Consider the following 20,723-nt stretch of genomic DNA (forward strand, 5'->3'; position numbering starts at 1 on the left):
GCAGGAGACTAAACGATGAATGGAGCAGAGTTAGTAGTCAGCGCACTACAGCAAGAAGGCATCAAAACCGTATTTGGTTACCCTGGTGGCGCTATCATGCCAATTTACGATGCCCTGTATGATGGTGATGTCGAACATATCTTATGCCGCCATGAACAAGGCGCAGCGATGGCAGCTATTGGAATGGCTCGTTCAACACAAGACGTTGCGGTTTGTATGGCCACTTCCGGTCCCGGTGCCACGAACCTAGTGACCGGTCTTGCCGATGCCTTAATGGATTCGATCCCTATCGTTGCCATCACAGGACAAGTTGCCAGTACTCATATCGGTACCGATGCTTTCCAAGAAATGGATGTGATCGGTATGTCGCTATCGTGTTGTAAGCACAGCTACTTAGTGACGGATATCAACGAACTCGCTCCTACTCTTTCTGAAGCCTTTGAGTTAGCCAAGTCCGGTCGCCCCGGCCCAGTATTAGTTGATATCGCGAAAGATGTTCAATTAGCTCAAGCGCCAACCAAGATACTGCCTGAATTTACTCCTCCTGCGATTCCAGTTGCAACTCAACAAGCCATCGAAGAAGCTCAACAGGTTTTAGCCAATAGCCATAAGCCTGTTTTATATGTCGGTGGTGGTGTTCAACTCGCTCATGCAACTGATACAGTACGTGAATTTTTAAAGTTAAATCCAATCCCAACTGTCAGCACCCTAAAAGGCTTAGGTACTATTGAGCGTCATTATCCACACTACCTAGGTATGCTTGGCATGCACGGTACCAAAGCCGCTAACCTAGTCGTGCAAGAATGTGACTTATTAATCGTGGTCGGTGCACGTTTTGATGACCGAGTAACTGGCAAACTCGATACCTTTGCGCCACACGCTAAAGTGATTCATTTAGATATTGATGCGGCAGAATTTAACAAGCTTCGTCATGCTCACGCACCATTACGCGGTGATCTCAACCTACTACTACCGCAATTGGAAGTAAGCAATGATGTTGCTGAATGGAATGAACATTGCGATCGTTTAAGAAAGAAATTCAAATGGCGCTACGATCACCCGGGTGATTTGATTTATGCACCAAAATTGTTGAAGCAACTGTCAGATATGATGCCGGACAGTTCAATGATTTCGACTGACGTAGGCCAACACCAGATGTGGGCAGCTCAGCATATTCAACCACGCGCGCCACAAAACTACATCACCTCAGCCGGTCTTGGCACCATGGGCTTTGGCCTACCAGCGGCAATGGGAGCTAAAGTTGCACGCCCAAATGATGAGTCAATTCTGATCACTGGCGATGGCTCTTTTATGATGAACATCCAAGAGCTTGGCACATTAAAGCGTCGCAAGATCCCAGTTAAAATGGTGCTGCTGAATAACCAACGTTTAGGCATGGTTCGCCAATGGCAATCACTGTTTTTTGATGGTCGCCACAGTGAAACCATTTTGGATGACAACCCAGATTTCATCATGCTAGCTAAAGCATTCGATATTCCGGGCAAAACCATTACTCGCAAAGAAGAAGTTGAGCCTGCATTAAAAGAGATGCTCGCCAGTGAAACGCCTTACTTATTACACGTGTTAATTTCAGAAGAAGAAAATGTTTGGCCATTAGTGCCACCGGGCGCCGCAAACCAAGATATGTTGGAGAACACCTAATGGACAGATATCAATTAAACATAAAAGCAGACGACAAACCCGTATTGTTAGAGCGAGTGTTGCGCGTGATTCGACATCGTGGTTTTATAATCCGACAAGTGATCGCCACCGTGAACCACGAAAGTAATATTGCAACAGTGGAAATCATTGTGGATAGCAACCGACCTATCACGATTTTGATCAATCAGATTGAAAAGCTATGGGACATTCGCACCGTCGAAACTCAACTGCTGCAAACGCATTTAGTAGAAGAATAAAAACATCGCATTGAAAAGGAAGACTAAGATGGCTACAAATACCGCAGATTTTATTTGGTTTAATGGAAAAATGGTGCCTTGGGCTGAGGCTAATGTCCACGTCTTAACGCATGCTATGCACTATGGTACTTCGGTATTTGAAGGTATTCGTTGCTACAACACCCCAAATGGTCCAATTGTGTTCCGTCATAAAGAGCACATGGATCGCTTGAAAGATTCAGCAAAAATCTACCGCTTCCCAATTCCATATTCAGTCGATGAAATGATGGAAGCCTGTCGTGAAACGCTACGCGTTAATAAGCTCGATTCGGCTTACATTCGTCCATTAGGTTTTGTCGGTAATGTTGGTCTAGGAGTTTGTCCACCGGTCGATTCAGAAATGGAAGTGATCATTGCCGCTTTCCCTTGGGGTTCTTACCTAGGTGAAGAAGCTTTAGCTAATGGTGTCGATGCAATGATTTCAAGCTGGAACCGCGCTGCGCCAAACACCATTCCAACCGCGGCTAAAGCGGGTGGTAACTACCTTTCTTCTTTATTAGTTGGTGGTGAAGCTCGTCGCCATGGTTACGATGAAGGGATTGCACTGAGCGTGAATGGCTACATTTCAGAAGGCGCTGGTGAAAACATATTCGTGGTGAAAAATGGCAAAATTGTCACACCACCGGCCACCAGCTCGATTCTGCCGGGTATTACTCGTGATTCAATTGTGACCCTTGCTACTGACCTAGGATATGAAATAGAAGAAGCCAATATTGCCCGTGAAGCTCTCTACCTTGCCGATGAAATCTTTATGACTGGCACCGCTGCTGAAATTGTACCGGTACGTAGTGTCGATCAAATTACGGTTGGCGCTGGCAAACGCGGCCCAATTACCGAACATATTCAATCAAGCTTCTTTGGCTTATTTGACGGTACTACCGAAGACAAATGGGGTTGGTTAGATCCTGTCTATCCAAAAGATAAATAGCACCCTCAAGACAAGTAAGCCTAAATAACGGGTAGTTTACCAATATTGATTGACCAATTTATTAAGATTTAAAAGGATTTAACACTATGCCTATCTATCGCTCCGCCACTACTACTCACGGCCGTAACATGGCTGGCGCACGTGCTTTATGGCGTGCTACCGGCGTAAAAGAGGAAGACTTCGGTAAGCCAATTATCGCTGTGGTTAACTCATTTACTCAGTTTGTTCCCGGTCACGTGCACCTAAAAGACATGGGTCAATTGGTTGCCGCTGAAATTGAAAAAGCTGGTGGTATCGCTAAAGAATTTAACACCATTGCAGTAGATGATGGTATCGCAATGGGTCACGGCGGCATGCTGTATTCCCTACCATCCCGCGAATTGATTGCTGATTCTGTAGAGTACATGGTGAATGCTCACTGTGCTGATGCCATGGTCTGTATCTCTAACTGTGACAAAATCACCCCAGGAATGCTGATGGCTTCAATGCGCCTTAATATTCCAGTGATCTTTGTGTCTGGTGGCCCAATGGAAGCGGGTAAAACTAAGCTTTCAGATCAGCTCATCAAGCTTGATTTGGTTGATGCCATGATCCAAGGCGCGGATCCAAAAGTATCCGATGAACAAAGTGAACAAGTAGAACGCTCCGCTTGCCCAACTTGTGGCTCATGTTCTGGCATGTTTACCGCCAACTCAATGAACTGCTTAACTGAAGCGCTTGGTTTAAGCCAGCCGGGTAATGGCTCAATGCTGGCCACCCACGCCGACCGTGAACAACTATTCCTAACTGCCGGTCAACGTATTGTTGAACTGACTAAGCGTTACTACCTAGAAGATGATGACTCGGCGCTACCACGTAATATTGCCAATAAAGATGCCTTTGAAAATGCGATGGCGATCGATATCGCAATGGGCGGCTCAACCAATACCGTACTTCACCTATTAGCAGCAGCTCAAGAAGGCGACATTGACTTTGTGATGGACGATATCGATCGCATGTCTCGTCAAATTCCTAACATCTGTAAAGTGGCACCCTCTACTCCGAAATACCACATGGAAGATGTTCACCGCGCTGGTGGTGTAATGGCGATTTTGGCTGAATTGGATCGTGCAGGTCTTATCAACAATCAAAACAAAACCGTCCTTGGCCTAACCATGTCTGAACAACTGGCGCAGTACGACATCATGCAAACCGAATCTGAAGAAGTGAAAAAATTCTTCCGTGCCGGCCCTGCAGGCATTCGTACCACCAAAGCTTTCTCACAAGATTGCCGTTGGGATACTTTAGATGACGATCGTGAAAATGGTTGTATCCGCACCAAAGAACACGCCTTTAGCCAAGATGGTGGTCTTGCGGTACTAAGCGGTAATATTGCACTTGATGGCTGTATCGTAAAAACCGCTGGGGTGGATGAAAGCATTCTAAAATTCCAAGGCCCAGCGGTAGTATTTGAAAGCCAAGAAGATGCAGTTGAAGGCATTCTAGGTGGCAAAGTGAAGGCCGGTGATGTGGTAGTGATCCGCTACGAAGGCCCGAAAGGTGGCCCTGGCATGCAAGAAATGCTTTACCCAACCACTTACCTAAAATCCATGGGCCTAGGTAAAGAATGTGCACTATTAACCGATGGACGTTTCTCTGGTGGTACTTCAGGTTTATCAATTGGTCACGCCTCACCAGAAGCGGCTGATGGTGGTATGATAGGCTTGGTCGAGCAAGGTGATATCATCACTATCGATATCCCAAACCGTTCAATCGAACTTAATGTCAGCAATGAGATTCTCGCAGAGCGACATGCTCGCCAAGAAAAGCTCGGTTGGAAACCCGCCAATCGTAAGCGTGAAGTATCATTCGCCTTAAAAGCTTATGCCATGCTAGCTACCAGCGCAGATAAAGGCGCGGTACGTGATAAATCTAAGCTTGAGGAGTGATCCTTATGCCAGATGAATCCCAACAGCTCAATTTGCCACATACTGGCGCAGAATACCTGCGCCACATTTTGCGCGCGCCAGTCTATGAAGCGGCGATCGTTACTCCTTTTCAGGAGATGACCCGCTTATCGGAACGCTTAGGCAATAAAGTACAAATCAAGCGTGAAGACCGCCAACCGGTTCACTCTTTTAAGCTACGCGGTGCCTACAACATGGTCGCCAGTTTAACCGAAGCGCAAAAACAAGCCGGCGTGATCACTGCATCGGCAGGTAATCACGCCCAGGGCATCGCGCTTTCTGGTAATTTACTGAATATCAAAGCCATTATCGTGATGCCGACCACGACACCAGACATTAAAGTCACGGCAGTACGTAACTTTGGTGGGGAAGTATTACTTCACGGTAGTAACTTTGATGAAGCTAAAGCCGAAGCCGAGCGTTTAGCCGAATTACATGGCTATTCTTATGTTCCACCTTTTGATCACCCATTAGTGATCGCCGGCCAAGGCACGATTGGCATGGAAATGCTGCAACAAAACGGCCACTTAGATTATATCTTTGTGCCAGTGGGTGGCGGTGGTTTAGCGGCCGGTGTCGCAGTGTTAATCAAGCAGTTAATGCCTGAGATTAAAGTAATTGCGGTTGAACCTGAAGATTCAGCCTGCTTAAAAGCCGCGCTCGATGCAGGTAAGCCAGTACCACTTGATCGCGTTAGCATGTTCGCCGATGGTGTGGCAGTGAAAATCATTGGTAATGAAACCTTCCGCGTCTGCCAAGAATACCTTGATGGACACATTACGGTTTCTAGCGATGAAATTTGCGCGGCAGTCAAAGACATCTTTGAAGATACTCGCGCCATTGCTGAGCCTTCTGGGGCACTAGCCTTAGCAGGTTTGAAGAAGTTTTCTGAACAGCATCAACTGAAAGGTAAACAACTCGGTACAGTACTTTCAGGTGCCAATACTAACTTCCACGGACTACGCTATGTTTCAGAACGCTGCGAACTAGGTGAAAAACGAGAAGGTTTATTGGCGGTGACCATTCCAGAGCGCAAAGGCGCTTTCTTTGAGTTTTGTAACCTGATTGGTGGCCGTGCGGTAACAGAGTTTAACTATCGTTATAACGATGACAGCCAAGCCAATATTTTTGTCGGTGTTCGCCTGCAAAATGGTCAACAAGAGTTAGAGCATATTGTAGAAGAGTTACGCCAAGGCGGCTATCCCGTAGCAGACCTGTCTGATGACGAAATGGCTAAGCTGCACGTTCGATACATGGTTGGCGGAAAACCGCTGAAACCATTAAAAGAGCGCTTGTACAGCTTTGAGTTTCCAGAATCCCCTGGCGCACTACTGAATTTCCTCAGTACGCTTGGCACTCATTGGAATATTAGCTTATTTAACTACCGTAACCACGGCGCGGATTATGGCCGAGTGTTATGTGGTTTTGAGCTAGAAGATTCCGACTTAGAACGCTTCTCTGCTCATCTAAAAGAGTTGGGTTACCAATATAAAGATGAGAATGACAGTCCTTCGTATAAGTTCTTTTTGTCTTAAATTTAATAAATTGTTGTTTCCTTTTACTTAACAGTAAATAGCCACTCTCAGATTTAGAAAAATTCATCGTAATTAATCTAAATCTGAGTTTTTTTATATAAAAAGTAATTAACATTATCAGCTATATAAAATCACCACTAGAGTCTATATGGAAACCCCAATTAAAGATGAATCGAACCGCAGGCCATTAGCGGTTCGAGAACGAAAGATCACAAAAAAAATTGCGATCTGGCTGAGTCACAAAAATGTCACGTCTAATCAAATATCTTTATTAAGCATAGTCTTTGCTGTTATTGGTTTTGCCTTATTGCTTAGCTATTCAATCAATCCCACGCCATTACTCTTACTGCTCGCCGCGCTAAGCATTCAGTTACGTTTATTGTGCAACCTCTTTGATGGCATGGTCGCGGTAGAAGGAGGAAAGAAAACCCCAGCCGGAGAATTATTTAATGACGTACCGGATAGAATTGCAGATCCACTTTTTATCGTTGCGGCCGGTTTTACAACTCAATCTGCTTTGGGTCTCGATTTAGCTTGGGGATGCGCCATTTTGGCAGTACTCACCGCTTACATTCGTGTACTTGGAGTAAGTATGGGTGGAGCAGCGAATTTTTGCGGCCCAATGGCGAAGCAACACCGTATGGCATTACTAACACTATCACTCGTGATATTAAGCATCGCAGCTTGGTTTGATTGGCCGATACCGTTACTCAAATTCAGCATGGATTTTGCGCTTACCATCATGTTACTCGGCCTACTACTCACCGTATGGCTGAGACTGAAATATATTTATAGCCATCATCAAAACCATGATGAGGCCCCTCATGTTTAATATTCCAGATCACTCTCAGCATGTGATGATCGCCATTATTGCGGTTTTATTGATCTCCACCATCACCTATATCTGGCTCTCACGTCAACACTCAGACAAAAATTATCTCGAACTGAAACTGCGTATTCGCTCTTGGTGGTGGATGATAGCGATAGTACTCGTGGTACTGGCTTTACCACTTAATTACACCTTATTTTTTATGGGTTTCCTGAGTTTTATGGCACTCAAAGAGTTTCTGTCTATAGTGCCTACCCGCATGACCGACAGACGCGTGATCTTTTGGGCCTATCTCTCTATTCCATTTCAATTTTATTGGTTGTCGATTGGCTGGTACGGGATGTTTATTATTTTCATCCCAGTGTATGTCTTTTTGTATTTACCTATGGTGATGGTGTTAATTGGTGATACTAAAGGTTTTATTCGTTCGGCGGGGATTATTCATTGGGCCATGATGTTGACCGTTTTCTGCGTCAGTCATATGGCTTATTTGTTAGTGCTCCCTAGCCTCAACCCAAGTGCTGGCGCGTTAGGAATGTTGTTGTTTCTGTTAGTCATGACCCAATTTAATGACGTATGCCAATATGTGTGGGGTAAGAGTTTTGGTAAACATAAAATTGTCCCTAAAGTGAGCCCGAACAAAACATGGCAAGGCTTTATCGGTGGCGCGATCACCGTTGTTGTCGTTTCTTATGTTGCCGCCCCTTATTTAACCCCACTGACACCAATACAAGGTGTTGTTGCCGGACTTATTATCGCCTTCAGTGGTTTTATTGGAGACTTAGTGATCTCTTCAGTTAAACGAGATTTAAGCATAAAAGATACTGGGCAGTTTATTCCAGGGCATGGCGGCATATTAGACCGCATTGATAGCCTGATGTTTACCGCCCCTTTATTTTTCCACTATATCTACTACCTATATTACTAAGTGATTATGTCCAGACTACTCAAAATATTATTTGTCCTATTGATAGTGAAGCCTTTGGTTTTTATTGGCTTAGGGCTGAATATTATACAACGACAAAACCTACCAGAACATGGGCCTATCATCATTGCCGCTAACCATAATAGTCACCTTGATACGCTAGTATTGTTAGCATTATTTCCTATTCATATGGTTCATCGCGTGCGTCCAGTTGCAGCAGCAGATTACTTTCTCGCTAACCCGTTAATTGCTTGGCTCTCATTAAATGTGATTGGCATTATTCCTATTCGCAGAGCCCCTTCAGCCTCTCAACGCAACGAGGTTTTTTCTGCTTGCCATCAGGCACTCAACAATGGGGAAATTTTAATTATTTTTCCGGAAGGCAGTCGCGGTAACCCCGAAATCATGAGCGGGCTAAAGAAAGGGATTTATCACCTAGTCAAACAGCATCCTAATGCCGCGGTATTACCTGTGGTGATAAGAGGTTTAGGTCGTTCATTACCCAAAGGCACCGCCATGTTAGTACCCTTTAATTGCGATATTGTGATAGGGGAAGCTCAGATGACATTTACCAATACGCAGCAATTTATCGAAAGGATGCAAAAACAATATCAACAACTCACGCGTTATTGCATTACCCAAGTAATGGAACAAGACAACTAAACACGCCACTTAAGAAAAACGTTCCACATCCGAGCGAATTTCATCAATTAGCACTCTGGCAATATCTTCTTTATATTGAACTAGCTGAATAAACAATAAATCGGTAATCACATTTTGTGCGGTACGCGATGCAATAGAAGAGCTACGGTTTTGGCTTTCATCGGCAATGGTATCAAAACATAAATCAGCGATTTTTCTTAATTTACTGCTTTTTGGTGAGGTTAAGGCGATCACTTTCGCACCTTGTTGCTTGGCGGTTTCTGCTGCCAATAGCACTTCTTTTCTATCCCCTGAAAATGAAATTACGATTTGCACATCTTGCGGGGTTAAAATGCGCGCTACTGCCAGTTGAACATGACTATCTGATTCAGTTAGCGCTGTGACACCTAACTTAAGTAACTTATAACTTAAATCTTTAGCGGTTAATGCTGAGCCGCCAATGCCAACAATTTGCACTCGCTCAGCATTATCAATCCAATGAATCGCTTGCTCGCACACCGCCATCGACAATGCATTAGTGGTATTCACCATTGCATCAATCTTGCTTTGTACTAGCTTCTGAGCAATCACAGTAACCGGATCATCGGCCAAAATATCATGATGTAAAGGAGTCACTTGAGAGGAATGGCGACGGATTAAGTCTTCATTAATCGCCAATTTAAACTGACTGTACCCCTTAAAACCGAGCTTTTGCGTGAGCTTAACGATACTTGATTGGCTAACCTGAATTAAATCGGCCATCTCTTGGCTGGTTAAATGGCAAGCTTGCTCTGGGTTTTGATTTATCCAGTCGATAATTTTTCGTCCGCTCGATGAAATTCCATCCCTTTGCTTAATCATTTTATAAAAAACCGACATAAACCATCCTAAATAAAAAAAACACAAAAAAGAATAAATTATTCCAACAATAGGAATCACAACAACCAAATATAACTAATTAATTTAATTGAATACTAATAAAAATCGCTGAGATATTAAACAAAATTATTGCGCCATTATTCCATAATAAAGCCCAAAAAGAATAACTTCAGCTGTGATCACTATCACTAAAAAGGAATAATGTATTCCATATTATCCTCATCAAATCACCTTCCACCAGAGAGACATATTATGAAAATTGATTTAACCCACTTAGTAACGGAAAGCCGAAATACTGCCAGTGCTGAGATTGATACCCTTTCAACACAAGAGATGCTGACCATCATTAACCAAGAAGATCAAAAAGTCCCTCTGGCGGTGAAAGCGGAACTACCAAAAATTGCCCAAGCAGTCGATGTGATCACCCAGGCGTTTGCCTCTGGTGGTCGATTAATTTATATGGGTGCAGGCACTTCTGGTCGACTAGGCATTCTTGATGCAAGTGAGTGCCCGCCAACTTATGGAAGCAACCCAGACCTAGTAGTCGGTTTAATTGCTGGTGGTCATCAAGCTATTTTAAAAGCCGTCGAGAATGCTGAAGACAATGTCGAACTCGGCCAATCGGATCTTGAATCACTAAATCTAACTAACAAAGACGTAGTAGTAGGAATCGCCGCCAGTGGCCGTACTCCTTATGTGATTGGCGGTTTGAAATATGCTAATTCAGTAGGCGCTACTACGGTATCACTGGCTTGCAATCCGGGGTGCCCAATGGAAGCACAAGCCAAAATCGTGATTACTCCGATTGTCGGTGCCGAAGTGGTTACTGGTTCATCTCGCATGAAAGCGGGCACCGCACAAAAACTAGTACTGAATATGTTAACCACTGGCGCAATGATTCGCAGTGGTAAAGTCTTTGGCAACCTAATGGTGGATGTAGAAGCCACTAACGCCAAACTCATTCAGCGCCAAACCAATATTGTGGTGGAAGCAACTGGCGCGACGACTGAGCAAGCTGAACAAGCACTTAATGCATGTGACCGTCACTGCAAAACCGCTATTTTGATGCTTCTAGCTGATATTGATGCTGAGCAAGCCAAACAGCGTTTAATCCAACATAACGGCTTTATTCGTGCCGCTTTAATTAACTGATTTCACAATCACTCAAGGAATAAAATCATGGCGAAAATTACTTCTGCAATGATGGAAACCATCTTAGCAACCGTTGGTGGTAGTGCGAATATCAATAAATGCGGCAACTGTATGACGCGCTTACGTCTATCACTCAACAACTACGGTGTGATTGATTTAACAGGCTTAAAGTCAGTCGCTGGCGTAATGGGGGTAGTTGAAGGTGACGAACAACTGCAAATTATTTTAGGTCCAGGTAAAGCGCAAACCGCTGCCGATCTGATGAATGACTTAATTGCCAATTCAAGTTCTGAAACAGCACAACCAGTAGAAAACCAAGACTTATCAAGCATCGCATCTGATCAAAAAAAGCAGATGAAAAGTAAACAAACCAGCGGAGTACAACGCTTCTTAAGTAAGTTTGCCACTATTTTTACTCCGCTTATCCCAGGCTTTATTGCGGCTGGCTTACTACTCGGTTTTGCTACGCTGCTTGAGCAAATTTACGTTCTCGATCAAACGCCAAGTGTTTTTATGGTCGATTTAATCGCTTATATGAAAGTATTTGGTAAAGGCCTATTTGCTTTCCTAAGTATTTTAATTGGCTATAACGCTCAACAAGCCTTTGGCGGTTCTGGGGTTAATGGTGCCATCTTAGCGTCACTGTTCGTACTAGGCTATAACCCAGATGCGACCTCAGGTATTTACTCTGGCATGAGTGAGTTCTTCGGTATGGTTATCGATCCACGCGGTAATATTATCGGCGTATTGATGGCAGCGATCATTGGCGCGCAGGTCGAGAAATTTGTACGTAAATATATGCCCGATGACCTTGATATGATCTTAACCTCGGTCGTCACCTTATTGATAATGGGTGTTGTGACTTTTGTGGTGATCATGCCAATTGGTGGCGAGCTGTTTAAAGGTATGTCTTGGTTGTTCTTAAACCTTAATGACAACCCGATTGGTGCCGCTATTCTCGCAGGCTTATTCTTAATCTCGGTGGTGTTTGGTATTCACCAAGGCTTTGTTCCTGTCTACTTTGCGTTAATGGAAGCACAAGGTTTTAACTCACTGTTCCCTATTCTAGCCATGGCGGGCGGTGGTCAAGTGGGTGCTTCTATGGCGCTTTACTTTAAAGCCAATAAAGATGCGCTACTAAGAACACAAGTGAAAGGTGCGATTATTCCGGGAATTTTAGGGATTGGTGAGCCGCTGATTTATGGCGTGACATTACCTCGCGTGAAACCTTTTGTGACGGCTTGTTTAGGTGGTGCGGCTGGTGGCTTCTTTATTGGCTTAGTATCCTACCTTGGGTTACCTGTAGGGCTAAATACCGTATTTGGTCCATCTGGTATTGTTGCTCTACCACTGATGACATCCGCTAGCGGTATCTTCCCTGCAATGATGGTGTTCTTGGTCGGGCTACTGATTTCTTACATTGTTGGCTTCCTTGCGACCTACTTCTTTGGCACTAAGGATGTGGATTTAAGCTAAGCCTCTTTGAGATAACAATCTCTGAACTAACAATCTCTTAATTAACAGAGTTAAGTTAATTATTATTTAAGCTAGATTCCCCCCTAGATCCTAGCTTGCGCCTTTACCAGTAAAATCATTTAACGGTAAAGGCGCTTTTTTCATTTTTGATTAATAGTGATTCCTATAAATCAATACTCATTTAAGCCAGTCTTGATACATTTTCTGGCTATCGCCAAGGTAGTCTATCAACCATTCCACCAGCTTATTGCCTTGGTTCTTGCGCCATACTAAACAACAAGCGCTTAAGGGTTTATCGCCAGTGAGATTCACTTCAATTAAATCACCTTGCTCGATAAAAAACGTCGCCATGTGACGTGGCATATACCCCATTCCGACTTTGTTTTTTAAACATTCAATAGCACTAAACCAATTAGGCAGTAATAAACGACGCTGCTGTGCGGAATGCCAAGTATGGCGTTTAGGTAGAATGGTCGAGGTATCGTCCAAACAAATGGCTGGGATCGCGGCTAAATCGTCATCAGTTAATTCACTTTGACTCGCTAATGGGTGATCGGCGGCCATCACATACGCCCAGTCAATGCTGCCCATAGGTTTAACGCCATAATCGCCACTCACCGGAATCGCCGAAGTTGCTCCTATCACGACATCCGCGCGCCCTTCAGAAATCGCTTCCCATGATCCATTAAACACCTCCATATTAATTTGCAATTCGGCATAATCGAAAGTGTTATAAAAATCCTCAATTAAAGGTTTTAACTGTTCAAGTTTTACGATGTTATCTAAAGTTAGCTTAACGGTTTTATGATAACCACTTTCGACTCGTTTGGTTTGTGCTTTCACTTCTTCCATTTGACGCAATAACTGACGCGCTTCTTTAATAAAGTGTTCCCCAGCTTCGGTTAATTGCACTTTTCGAGTTAATCGATGAAATAGTTTCACACCAAGCTCTTGTTCAACCTGACGAACCGCATAACTTATCGCCGAAGGGACTTTGTGTAATTGCTCTGCCGCTGCAGTAAAACTGCCCATACGTGCTACGGTATCGAGCATTTGTAGTGATTGCTTTGAATACATATTCCCTTCCACTTAGCTTACTTTTCAATTTATCCATCTATCAAAAAAATTGAACGATGAGTTAAAATTATAACGTTTAATTTCTCAGATAGAAAAATTTATAATGCGATTAATCTTTGGCATTACGTCAACTTCTATCCTGAATGGTCGCTTTATGAATATCGCAAAAACACAATTATTTTATCTTGCTGCATTATCCATGTTGGGCTTTGTTGCCACCGACATGTATTTGCCAGCATTCAAAACCTTAGAAGCGCATTTTGCTACTGGTCCAGAATCGATTGCTTTATCTTTATCAATCTTTTTAGCCGGTATGGCTTCTGGTCAGCTGTTATGGGGTCTAGCTTCGGATAAGTTTGGTCATCGTAATACGCTCGCCACCGGATTAGTGCTGTTTTCTTTAGCATCACTCGGTTTAGGCTTTAGCCAAGAAGTATGGCAATTATTGACTCTACGCTTTATTCAAGCGATTGGGGTTTGTGCGCCAGCGGTGATCTGGCAGGCGATGGTGATTAAACGCTATTCAAGCTCAGTTAGCCAACAAGTGTTTGCGTCTATTATGCCGTTAGTGGCTTTATCGCCTGCTATCGCACCACAACTTGGCGTTTTCTTGATGAGCCACTTTGGTTGGTCGAGCATCTTTATTTTCTTAACCGTAGTCGGTGCTGCGCTAACTTGGATGACGCTAGCTCAACCAAAAGATCCAGCAGCCGAACCAAAACAGACGTCAATTAAGCAAGATATTAAAGGCTTGTTTGGCTCTCGCGTTTATCTAGGTAACGTATTGATGTTTGCGATGGCTTCAGCATGTTTCTTTGCCTACCTTACCGGTATGCCAGAAATTATGACTTCTATGGGCTATGACGCGAAAGATATTGGTTTAAGCTTTGTTCCTCAAACCATTGCATTTATGGCGGGTGGTTACTTTGGTAAACGTTATGTCGCTAAACTCGGTGATAGTAAGGTATTAAAAGCTTTATTAGCTCTATTCACGGTTTCATCTATCGTGATGTTTATCGCCTCACAAATGAACATCAGCACGATTTGGCCAGTGTTAATCCCGTTCTGCTTTATTGCTGTCGCGAACGGTGCGTTATACCCAATCGTAGTGAACCGTGCGCTTTCAAGTTGCAAAAATAGCCCAGCTACCGCAGCAGGTCTACAAAATAGCTTACAGATTTGTATCAGTGGCTTAGCCAGTGCTTTAGTGGCAGCATTTGCCAGCCAAGCACTGCCAACCACTGGTTTTGTTGCTGTGCTATGTACACTTGGCTTATTAGCTGGCTACTTGTTCTCAGTATCAAAAGTAGAAGTGAATACTGAGTTAGTAGAAGAAGCATAGCTTCTCTAAACTAGATATAACAAAGCCCACTCAAATGAGTGGGCTTTTTACTAGTAACGAAAGTTAACTATTTATTTTTCGTTGGGCGCTTCCAGCCAGCAATCACTCGCTCTTTCACTCGTGTGATTACTAATTCATTCTCAGCCACATCTTTCGTTAATGTGGTACCAGCACCAATAGTTGAGCCATCGGCAATAGTAACCGGCGCGATCAATTGAGAGTCAGAACCGACAAACACATCATCACCAATAGTGGTCTTAAACTTATTCGCACCATCGTAGTTACAAGTGATCACACCGGCACCAACGTTCACGCGATCACCAATTTGTGCATCACCTAAATAAGTTAAGTGGCCTGCTTTAGAGTCTTCACCTAGAGTGGCATTTTTGATTTCAACAAAGTTACCCACGTGAGCGGCTTTTTTCAGCTCAGATCCTGGGCGTAAACGTGCATAAGGCCCGACAGTACATTCTTCACCAACAACAGAGTCTTCAACAATGCTATAAGGGTAAAGAATCGCGTTATCTTTAATCTCACAATCTTTTAATATACAGCCAGCGCCGATTTGGACATTATTACCAATGGTAACTTTACCTTTTAAGATAACATTAACATCAATTTCAACGTCCATTCCAAAGTGTACTTCTCCGCGTAAATCAAAACGATTTGGATCACGCAGCATCACACCTTGTTCTAATAGTCTTTGCGCTTGCATTGACTGATAGGCTCTTTCCAGTCTTGCTAGTTGAGCTCTATCATTAACGCCTTCAACCTCTATCGGGCTGACAGGGTGAACTGCTTCAACTGCACGGCCTTCTTTATGGGCCGCGGCGATAATATCGGTTAGATAATATTCACCTTGAGCATTTTCATTTTTAAGCGCTGATAGCCAACGCTTTAAATCACCACCAGTGGCAACCATCACGCCAGTGTTGATTTCTTTAATTAGCTTTTGTTCTTCCGTGGCATCTTTTTGCTCAACAATCGCTACCACTGGGCCATTTTTACGAATAATACGGCCGTAACCTTCCGGCTTTTTCAAGATAACCGTTAGTAGCGCAATACCACCATTTGGTTGAGCATCGAGTAAGTTTTCAATGGTTTCACTAGAAATTAATGGTACATCACCATACAAAATAAGCACTTTTTCATCGTCAGAAAAATCCGGAGCCGCTTGATTCACTGCGTGGCCAGTTCCAAGTTGTTTTTCTTGTAGTACCCAATTAACTGGCTCAGCACCTAAAGCGTCCTTCATTTGATCACCACCGTGACCATAAACCAAATGAATATTTTGAGCACCAACTTTTGCACAAGTATCAATGACATGTTTTGCCATCGGACGACCAGCCAAGCGGTGCAATACTTTAGGTTTTTCCGAATACATGCGAGTACCTTTACCCGCAGCAAGAATGACAGCACTAAAATTCATAAAATATTCCCTATAAAATTAATCTGCGAAGATTCTACCTTAAAAGTATCTACTTTGACCAAAGTTTGAGAACCACTGACAAAAAAACAACAAAAAAGGCGACCTTAGGCCGCCTTTTATTCTTACTCTATTACCGCTAAAACTTAACGATGTGATTTGCGCGTTAATTCAATTACTCGTAACTGAGCAATTGCTTTCGCCAGATCACTGGTCGCTTTAACGAAGTCAATGTCGCCATGCTGATTCTTAATATTTTCCTCAGCTTTGCGTTTGGCTTCTTCAGCCTTAGCTGCATCTAAATCTTCACCACGGATTGCGGTATCAGCCAGTACTGTTGCAGTACCTGGCTGAACTTCAACCATACCACCAGAAACATAAATAATTTCTTCGTGGCCGTGTTGCTTAATTAAACGCACCATACCAGGCTTAATAGCAGTCAGAAGTGGAGTATGTCCTGGGTAAATACCTAGTTCACCTTCACTACCTGTCACCATGAAAGATTCGACGGTGCCAGAAAATAATTTTTTCTCAGCACTTACAATATCTAGGTGAAAAGTCATAGCCATGTTGCCTCCTAATTAGCTTATAGCTTAATAAACTCAGTGTTTAAATTTAAACGTCTTTGTCTTTTAAACTTAAAGCTTCTTAGCGTTCTCTACTGCGTCGTCAATCGAACCACAGTACATGAATGCTTGCTCAGGAATATCATCGTAGTCACCAGCGATCAGACCTTTAAAGCCGCGTAGTGTTTCTTTTAGAGAAACGTACACACCAGGGTCACCAGTAAATACTTCCGCTACGTGATAAGGCTGAGTTAGGAAACGTTCAATCTTACGAGCACGAGATACAAGTTGCTTATCTTCTTCAGATAGCTCATCCATACCTAAGATTGCGATGATGTCTTTTAACTCTTTATAGCGTTGTAGAGTCGTCTGTACACCTTGCGCTACATCGTAGTGATCTTGACCAACCACTAGTGGATCCAACATACGAGATGAAGAATCTAGTGGGTCAATCGCAGGGTATAGACCCATAGCTGCGATGTTACGGTTAAGTACAACCGTTGCGTCCAAGTGAGCAAACGTTGTCGCTGGAGATGGATCAGTTAAGTCATCCGCAGGTACGTATACCGCTTGTACAGAAGTGATAGAACCATTCTTAGTAGAAGTGATACGCTCTTGAAGCACACCCATTTCTTCCGCTAGCGTTGGCTGATAACCTACCGCAGATGGCATACGACCTAGTAGAGCCGATACCTCTGTACCCGCAAGGGTATAACGGTAAATGTTATCGATGAACAGTAGTACGTCACGGCCTTCATCACGGAAACGTTCCGCCATTGTTAGACCAGTCAATGCTACGCGCAGACGGTTACCCGGTGGCTCGTTCATTTGACCGTAAACCATTGCTACTTTTGATTTTTCAGGCTCTTCGATGTTTACAACACCGGCTTCCTGCATTTCAAAGTAGAAATCGTTACCTTCACGAGTACGCTCACCAACACCAGCAAACACTGATAGACCAGAGTGTTGTAGTGCGATGTTGTTGATAAGTTCCATCATGTTAACGGTCTTACCTACACCTGCACCACCGAATAGACCGATTTTACCACCCTTAGCGAATGGACAAATTAAGTCGATTACTTTAACACCGGTTTCTAGAAGTTCAGTTACACTCGACTGTTCTTCGTAGCTTGGTGCAGCACGGTGAATCGCATAGTTTTCTTCTGCGCCAATTTCACCACACTCATCGATAGCATCACCTAATACGTTCATGATGCGACCAAGTGTTTTTGTTCCTACTGGTACTGAGATTGGAGCGCCTGTATTAACCACTTCCAAACCACGACGTAAACCATCAGAGCTACCCATTACGATTGCGCGAATTACGCCACCGCCAAGTTGCTGTTGAACTTCAAGAACAAGACGTTCTTTCGCATCAACAACGTTCAGGGCATCGTATACACGAGGTACACTGTCCTGTGGGAACTCTACGTCGACTACTGCACCGATGATCTGTACGATCTTACCTGTAGCCATCGTTAATCCTCTAAACTATTAATTTACCTAAGCTTCATTCAAATAACGAAACCTGATTTAACAATAAAATTAAACTGCTGCTGCACCAGATACGATTTCTGATAGCTCTTGTGTAATCGCTGCTTGACGCGCTTTGTTATACACAAGTTCTAAATCTTCAATCAGATTACTCGCATTATCTGTTGCTGCTTGCATCGCAATCATTCGGGCTGCCATCTCACATGCGAGATTTTCTACCACGCCTTGATACACTTGAGATTCAACATAACGTCGAAGTAAGGTATCTAATAACGGCTTAGGCTCAGGCTCATAAATATAATCCCAAGAATGAGTGCGTTTCATGTCATCGCTATCCGATTTAGGCAAAGGTAGCAATTGATCGATCCTAGGCTCTTGAACCATAGTGTTAACGAACCGGTTAAATACAACATAAAGGCGATCAAGTTCACCATCGTCATATTTTTTCAGCATCACACCAACAGAGCCAATCAAAGATTCAAGATTAGGCTCATCACCTAAACCAGAAATCTGAGCAGCCACTTTAGCGCCAGTATGTCTGAAGAAGGCAGTAGCTTTGCTACCAATTACCGCAAGTTCAACACTTGCACCTTGATCAGACCATGCTTTCATATCGTTTATTGCTGTTTTAAATAAGTTAATATTTAAACCACCACATAAACCACGATCGGTTGACACGATAATGTAGCCTACTTTTTTAGCTTCACGCTCCTCGAGATAAGGATGCTTATACTCAAGGCTTGCATTGGCTACATGACCGATCACTTTACGCATTGTTTCTGCATATGGTCGAGACGATTCCATCGCGTCTTGTGTACGACGCATCTTGGAAGCCGCAACCATTTTCATTGCCTTCGTAATTTTTTGTGTGCTCTTAACACTACCAATTTTAGTACGAATTTCTTTTGCGCCGGCCATCGTTACTCTCCTTTAATGGACATTCGCTAATTGGTGATGCTGATAATTAAGATTTAAATTAACCATAAACATCACCTACGAATTACCAAGTCTGGGTTGCTACGAAACCATCAACCAACTTCTTAAGTGTGGCTTCGATTTCATCGTTATAAGCACCCGTCTTGTTGATTTCAGAAACGAAATCAGCAAATTGACCGTGAGCGTACGATAGAAGAGCGGCTTCAAAATCAGCTAATTTGTTTAGCTCGATCGTTTCTAAATAACCGCGCTCAGCAGCAAAGATAACCAATGCTTGATCAAATACAGAGAATGGAGCGTATTGCTTCTGCTTCATTAACTCTGTTACTTTTTGACCATGGTCCAACTGCTTCTTAGTTGCAGCATCAAGATCAGATGAAAACTGAGCAAACGCGGCTAATTCACGATACTGTGCAAGTGCAGTACGAATACCACCAGACAGTTTCTTAATGATCTTAGTTTGCGCTGAACCACCTACACGAGATACCGAAATACCTGGGTCAACCGCAGGGCGAACACCAGCATTAAATAGCTCAGTTTGTAGGAAGATCTGACCATCGGTAATCGAAATTACGTTAGTCGGTACGAATGCAGATACGTCACCAGCTTGTGTTTCAATGATAGGAAGAGCGGTTAAAGAACCTGTCTTACCTTTCACTTCACCGTTAGTAAACTTCTCAACATACTCTTCGCTTACACGAGAAGCACGCTCTAATAGACGAGAGTGAAGATAGAAAACATCACCAGGGAAGGCTTCACGACCTGGTGGACGTTTTAGAAGTAGAGAAATCTGACGGTAAGCCACCGCTTGTTTAGATAGATCATCATAAACAATCAGTGCATCTTCACCGCGATCACGGAAGTATTCACCCATTGCACAACCTGAATATGGAGCCAGGTATTGCAATGCCGCAGACTCAGAAGCCGATGCTACAACCACGATAGTGTTTGCTAGTGCGCCGTGCTCTTCAAGTTTACGTACTACGTTGGCGATAGTTGAAGCTTTTTGGCCAATCGCTACGTAGATAGAGAAAATTCCAGAATCTTTCTGGTTAATGATTGCATCAATCGCCATCGCTGTTTTACCAGTCTGACGGTCACCGATGATAAGCTCACGCTGACCACGGCCGATTGGAATCATTGAGTCAACAGACTTATAACCAGTTTGTACTGGTTGGTCTACTGATTTACGATCGATAACACCTGGTGCAATCATTTCTACTGGAGAAGTGAGTTTTGCATCAATAGGACCTTTACCATCAATTGGTTGACCTAGTGTATTTACCACTCGACCAAGTAATTCAGGACCTACAGGTACTTCAAGGATACGACCTGTACCCGTTACTTTCATGCCTTCCTGAAGGTTAGCATACGGGCCCATTACAACCGCACCAACCGAGTCACGCTCAAGATTTAGTGCTAGAGCGTAAAGACCGCCCGGTAGTTCTATCATTTCACCTTGCATCACGTCCGCTAGGCCGTGGATGCGGATAATACCATCACTTACAGATACAATTGTACCTTCATTGCGTGCTTCACTTACAACGTCGAAAGACTCAATACGTTGTTTGATCAGATCGCTAATTTCTGTGGAATTAAGTTGCATGCTCCA

At 43.5% G+C, this 20,723-nt stretch carries 18 protein-coding genes; 11 read left to right on the plus strand and 7 right to left on the minus strand.

Translation table 11 applies throughout. The annotated features are described in order from the left end of the window. Nucleotides 1–15: 15 nt before the first annotated feature. The 8 genes from ilvG to K358_RS0100785 all read left to right on the plus strand — a co-directional run bounded on the left by ilvG (nucleotide 16) and on the right by K358_RS0100785 (nucleotide 8,784). Nucleotides 16–1,662 (plus strand): acetolactate synthase 2 catalytic subunit, encoded by a 1,647-nt coding sequence (gene ilvG, locus K358_RS0100750; RefSeq protein WP_027695043.1) that lies wholly within the window; start codon nucleotides 16–18, stop codon nucleotides 1,660–1,662. Then, a complete protein-coding gene (gene ilvM, locus K358_RS0100755) occupies nucleotides 1,662–1,919 on the plus strand; it encodes an acetolactate synthase 2 small subunit (RefSeq protein WP_027695044.1) in 258 nt (85 codons plus the stop codon). Before ilvG ends, ilvM begins: the two co-directional genes overlap by 1 nt. Before the next feature lie 28 nt (nucleotides 1,920–1,947). After that, a complete protein-coding gene (ilvE, locus tag K358_RS0100760) occupies nucleotides 1,948–2,886 on the plus strand; it encodes a branched-chain-amino-acid transaminase (protein WP_027695045.1) in 939 nt (312 codons plus the stop codon). An 86-nt stretch (nucleotides 2,887–2,972) separates the two neighbouring features. Next, nucleotides 2,973–4,814 carry a dihydroxy-acid dehydratase gene (ilvD, locus tag K358_RS0100765; protein ID WP_027695046.1) on the plus strand — a complete coding sequence of 614 codons (1,842 nt, stop codon included), beginning with the start codon at nucleotides 2,973–2,975 and terminating at the stop codon, nucleotides 4,812–4,814. 5 nt (nucleotides 4,815–4,819) lie between these two features. Next, nucleotides 4,820–6,367 (plus strand): threonine ammonia-lyase, biosynthetic, encoded by a 1,548-nt coding sequence (gene ilvA / locus K358_RS0100770; protein ID WP_051241113.1) that lies wholly within the window; start codon nucleotides 4,820–4,822, stop codon nucleotides 6,365–6,367. A 148-nt stretch (nucleotides 6,368–6,515) separates the two neighbouring features. Next, complete coding sequence (locus tag K358_RS0100775) at nucleotides 6,516–7,199, plus strand: CDP-alcohol phosphatidyltransferase family protein (RefSeq protein WP_027695048.1); 684 nt, start codon at nucleotides 6,516–6,518, stop codon at nucleotides 7,197–7,199. Continuing rightward, a complete protein-coding gene (locus K358_RS0100780) occupies nucleotides 7,192–8,124 on the plus strand; it encodes a phosphatidate cytidylyltransferase (protein ID WP_027695049.1) in 933 nt (310 codons plus the stop codon). The genes K358_RS0100775 and K358_RS0100780 overlap by 8 nt, the downstream gene beginning before the upstream one ends. Nucleotides 8,125–8,130: 6 nt before the next feature. Beyond that, entirely contained in the window at nucleotides 8,131–8,784 is a 654-nt protein-coding gene (locus tag K358_RS0100785; RefSeq protein WP_027695050.1) for a lysophospholipid acyltransferase family protein, read from the plus strand. A gap of 9 nt (nucleotides 8,785–8,793) precedes the next feature. On the opposite strand, the gene K358_RS0100790 is transcribed toward K358_RS0100785, so the two are convergent. Continuing rightward, nucleotides 8,794–9,642, minus strand: coding sequence for an SIS domain-containing protein (locus K358_RS0100790; RefSeq protein ID WP_027695051.1), 849 nt, complete (start codon nucleotides 9,640–9,642; stop codon nucleotides 8,794–8,796). Nucleotides 9,643–9,894: 252 nt separating this feature from the next. On the opposite strand from K358_RS0100790, the gene murQ reads away from it, so the two are divergent. Together murQ and murP are read left to right on the plus strand one after the other, a co-directional pair. Next, nucleotides 9,895–10,794, plus strand: a complete 900-nt coding sequence (murQ, locus tag K358_RS0100795; protein ID WP_027695052.1) for an N-acetylmuramic acid 6-phosphate etherase — start codon at nucleotides 9,895–9,897, stop codon at nucleotides 10,792–10,794. 27 nt (nucleotides 10,795–10,821) lie between these two features. Further along, the gene (gene murP / locus K358_RS0100800) at nucleotides 10,822–12,270 is read left to right on the plus strand and encodes a PTS N-acetylmuramic acid transporter subunit IIBC (protein WP_027695053.1); all 1,449 of its coding nucleotides are present in this window, start codon (nucleotides 10,822–10,824) and stop codon (nucleotides 12,268–12,270) included. 177 nt (nucleotides 12,271–12,447) lie between these two features. Here murP and punR read toward each other — a convergent pair whose 3' ends face one another. Beyond that, nucleotides 12,448–13,347, minus strand: a complete 900-nt coding sequence (punR, locus tag K358_RS0100805; RefSeq protein ID WP_027695054.1) for a DNA-binding transcriptional activator PunR — start codon at nucleotides 13,345–13,347, stop codon at nucleotides 12,448–12,450. A 154-nt stretch (nucleotides 13,348–13,501) separates the two neighbouring features. On the opposite strand from punR, the gene punC reads away from it, so the two are divergent. Continuing rightward, a complete protein-coding gene (gene punC / locus K358_RS0100810; protein ID WP_027695055.1) occupies nucleotides 13,502–14,689 on the plus strand; it encodes a purine nucleoside transporter PunC in 1,188 nt (395 codons plus the stop codon). Nucleotides 14,690–14,756: 67 nt separating this feature from the next. On the opposite strand, the gene glmU is transcribed toward punC, so the two are convergent. The 5 genes from glmU to atpA form a co-directional block, all read right to left on the minus strand. After that, entirely contained in the window at nucleotides 14,757–16,118 is a 1,362-nt protein-coding gene (gene glmU, locus K358_RS0100815) for a bifunctional UDP-N-acetylglucosamine diphosphorylase/glucosamine-1-phosphate N-acetyltransferase GlmU (protein ID WP_027695056.1), read from the minus strand. A gap of 143 nt (nucleotides 16,119–16,261) precedes the next feature. After that, nucleotides 16,262–16,684 (minus strand): F0F1 ATP synthase subunit epsilon, encoded by a 423-nt coding sequence (locus tag K358_RS0100820; RefSeq protein WP_027695057.1) that lies wholly within the window; start codon nucleotides 16,682–16,684, stop codon nucleotides 16,262–16,264. 69 nt (nucleotides 16,685–16,753) lie between these two features. Continuing rightward, nucleotides 16,754–18,157 carry a F0F1 ATP synthase subunit beta gene (gene atpD, locus K358_RS0100825; RefSeq protein WP_027695058.1) on the minus strand — a complete coding sequence of 468 codons (1,404 nt, stop codon included), beginning with the start codon at nucleotides 18,155–18,157 and terminating at the stop codon, nucleotides 16,754–16,756. Nucleotides 18,158–18,226: 69 nt separating this feature from the next. After that, the gene (gene atpG, locus K358_RS0100830) at nucleotides 18,227–19,093 is read right to left on the minus strand and encodes a F0F1 ATP synthase subunit gamma (RefSeq protein WP_027695059.1); all 867 of its coding nucleotides are present in this window, start codon (nucleotides 19,091–19,093) and stop codon (nucleotides 18,227–18,229) included. 82 nt (nucleotides 19,094–19,175) lie between these two features. Continuing rightward, nucleotides 19,176–20,717 (minus strand): F0F1 ATP synthase subunit alpha, encoded by a 1,542-nt coding sequence (gene atpA, locus K358_RS0100835; RefSeq protein WP_027695060.1) that lies wholly within the window; start codon nucleotides 20,715–20,717, stop codon nucleotides 19,176–19,178. Between the last annotated feature and the right edge of the window lie 6 nt (nucleotides 20,718–20,723).

The sequence above is a fragment of the Vibrio litoralis DSM 17657 genome (assembly GCF_000426765.1).
Classification (GTDB): Bacteria; Pseudomonadota; Gammaproteobacteria; order Enterobacterales; family Vibrionaceae; genus Vibrio; species Vibrio litoralis.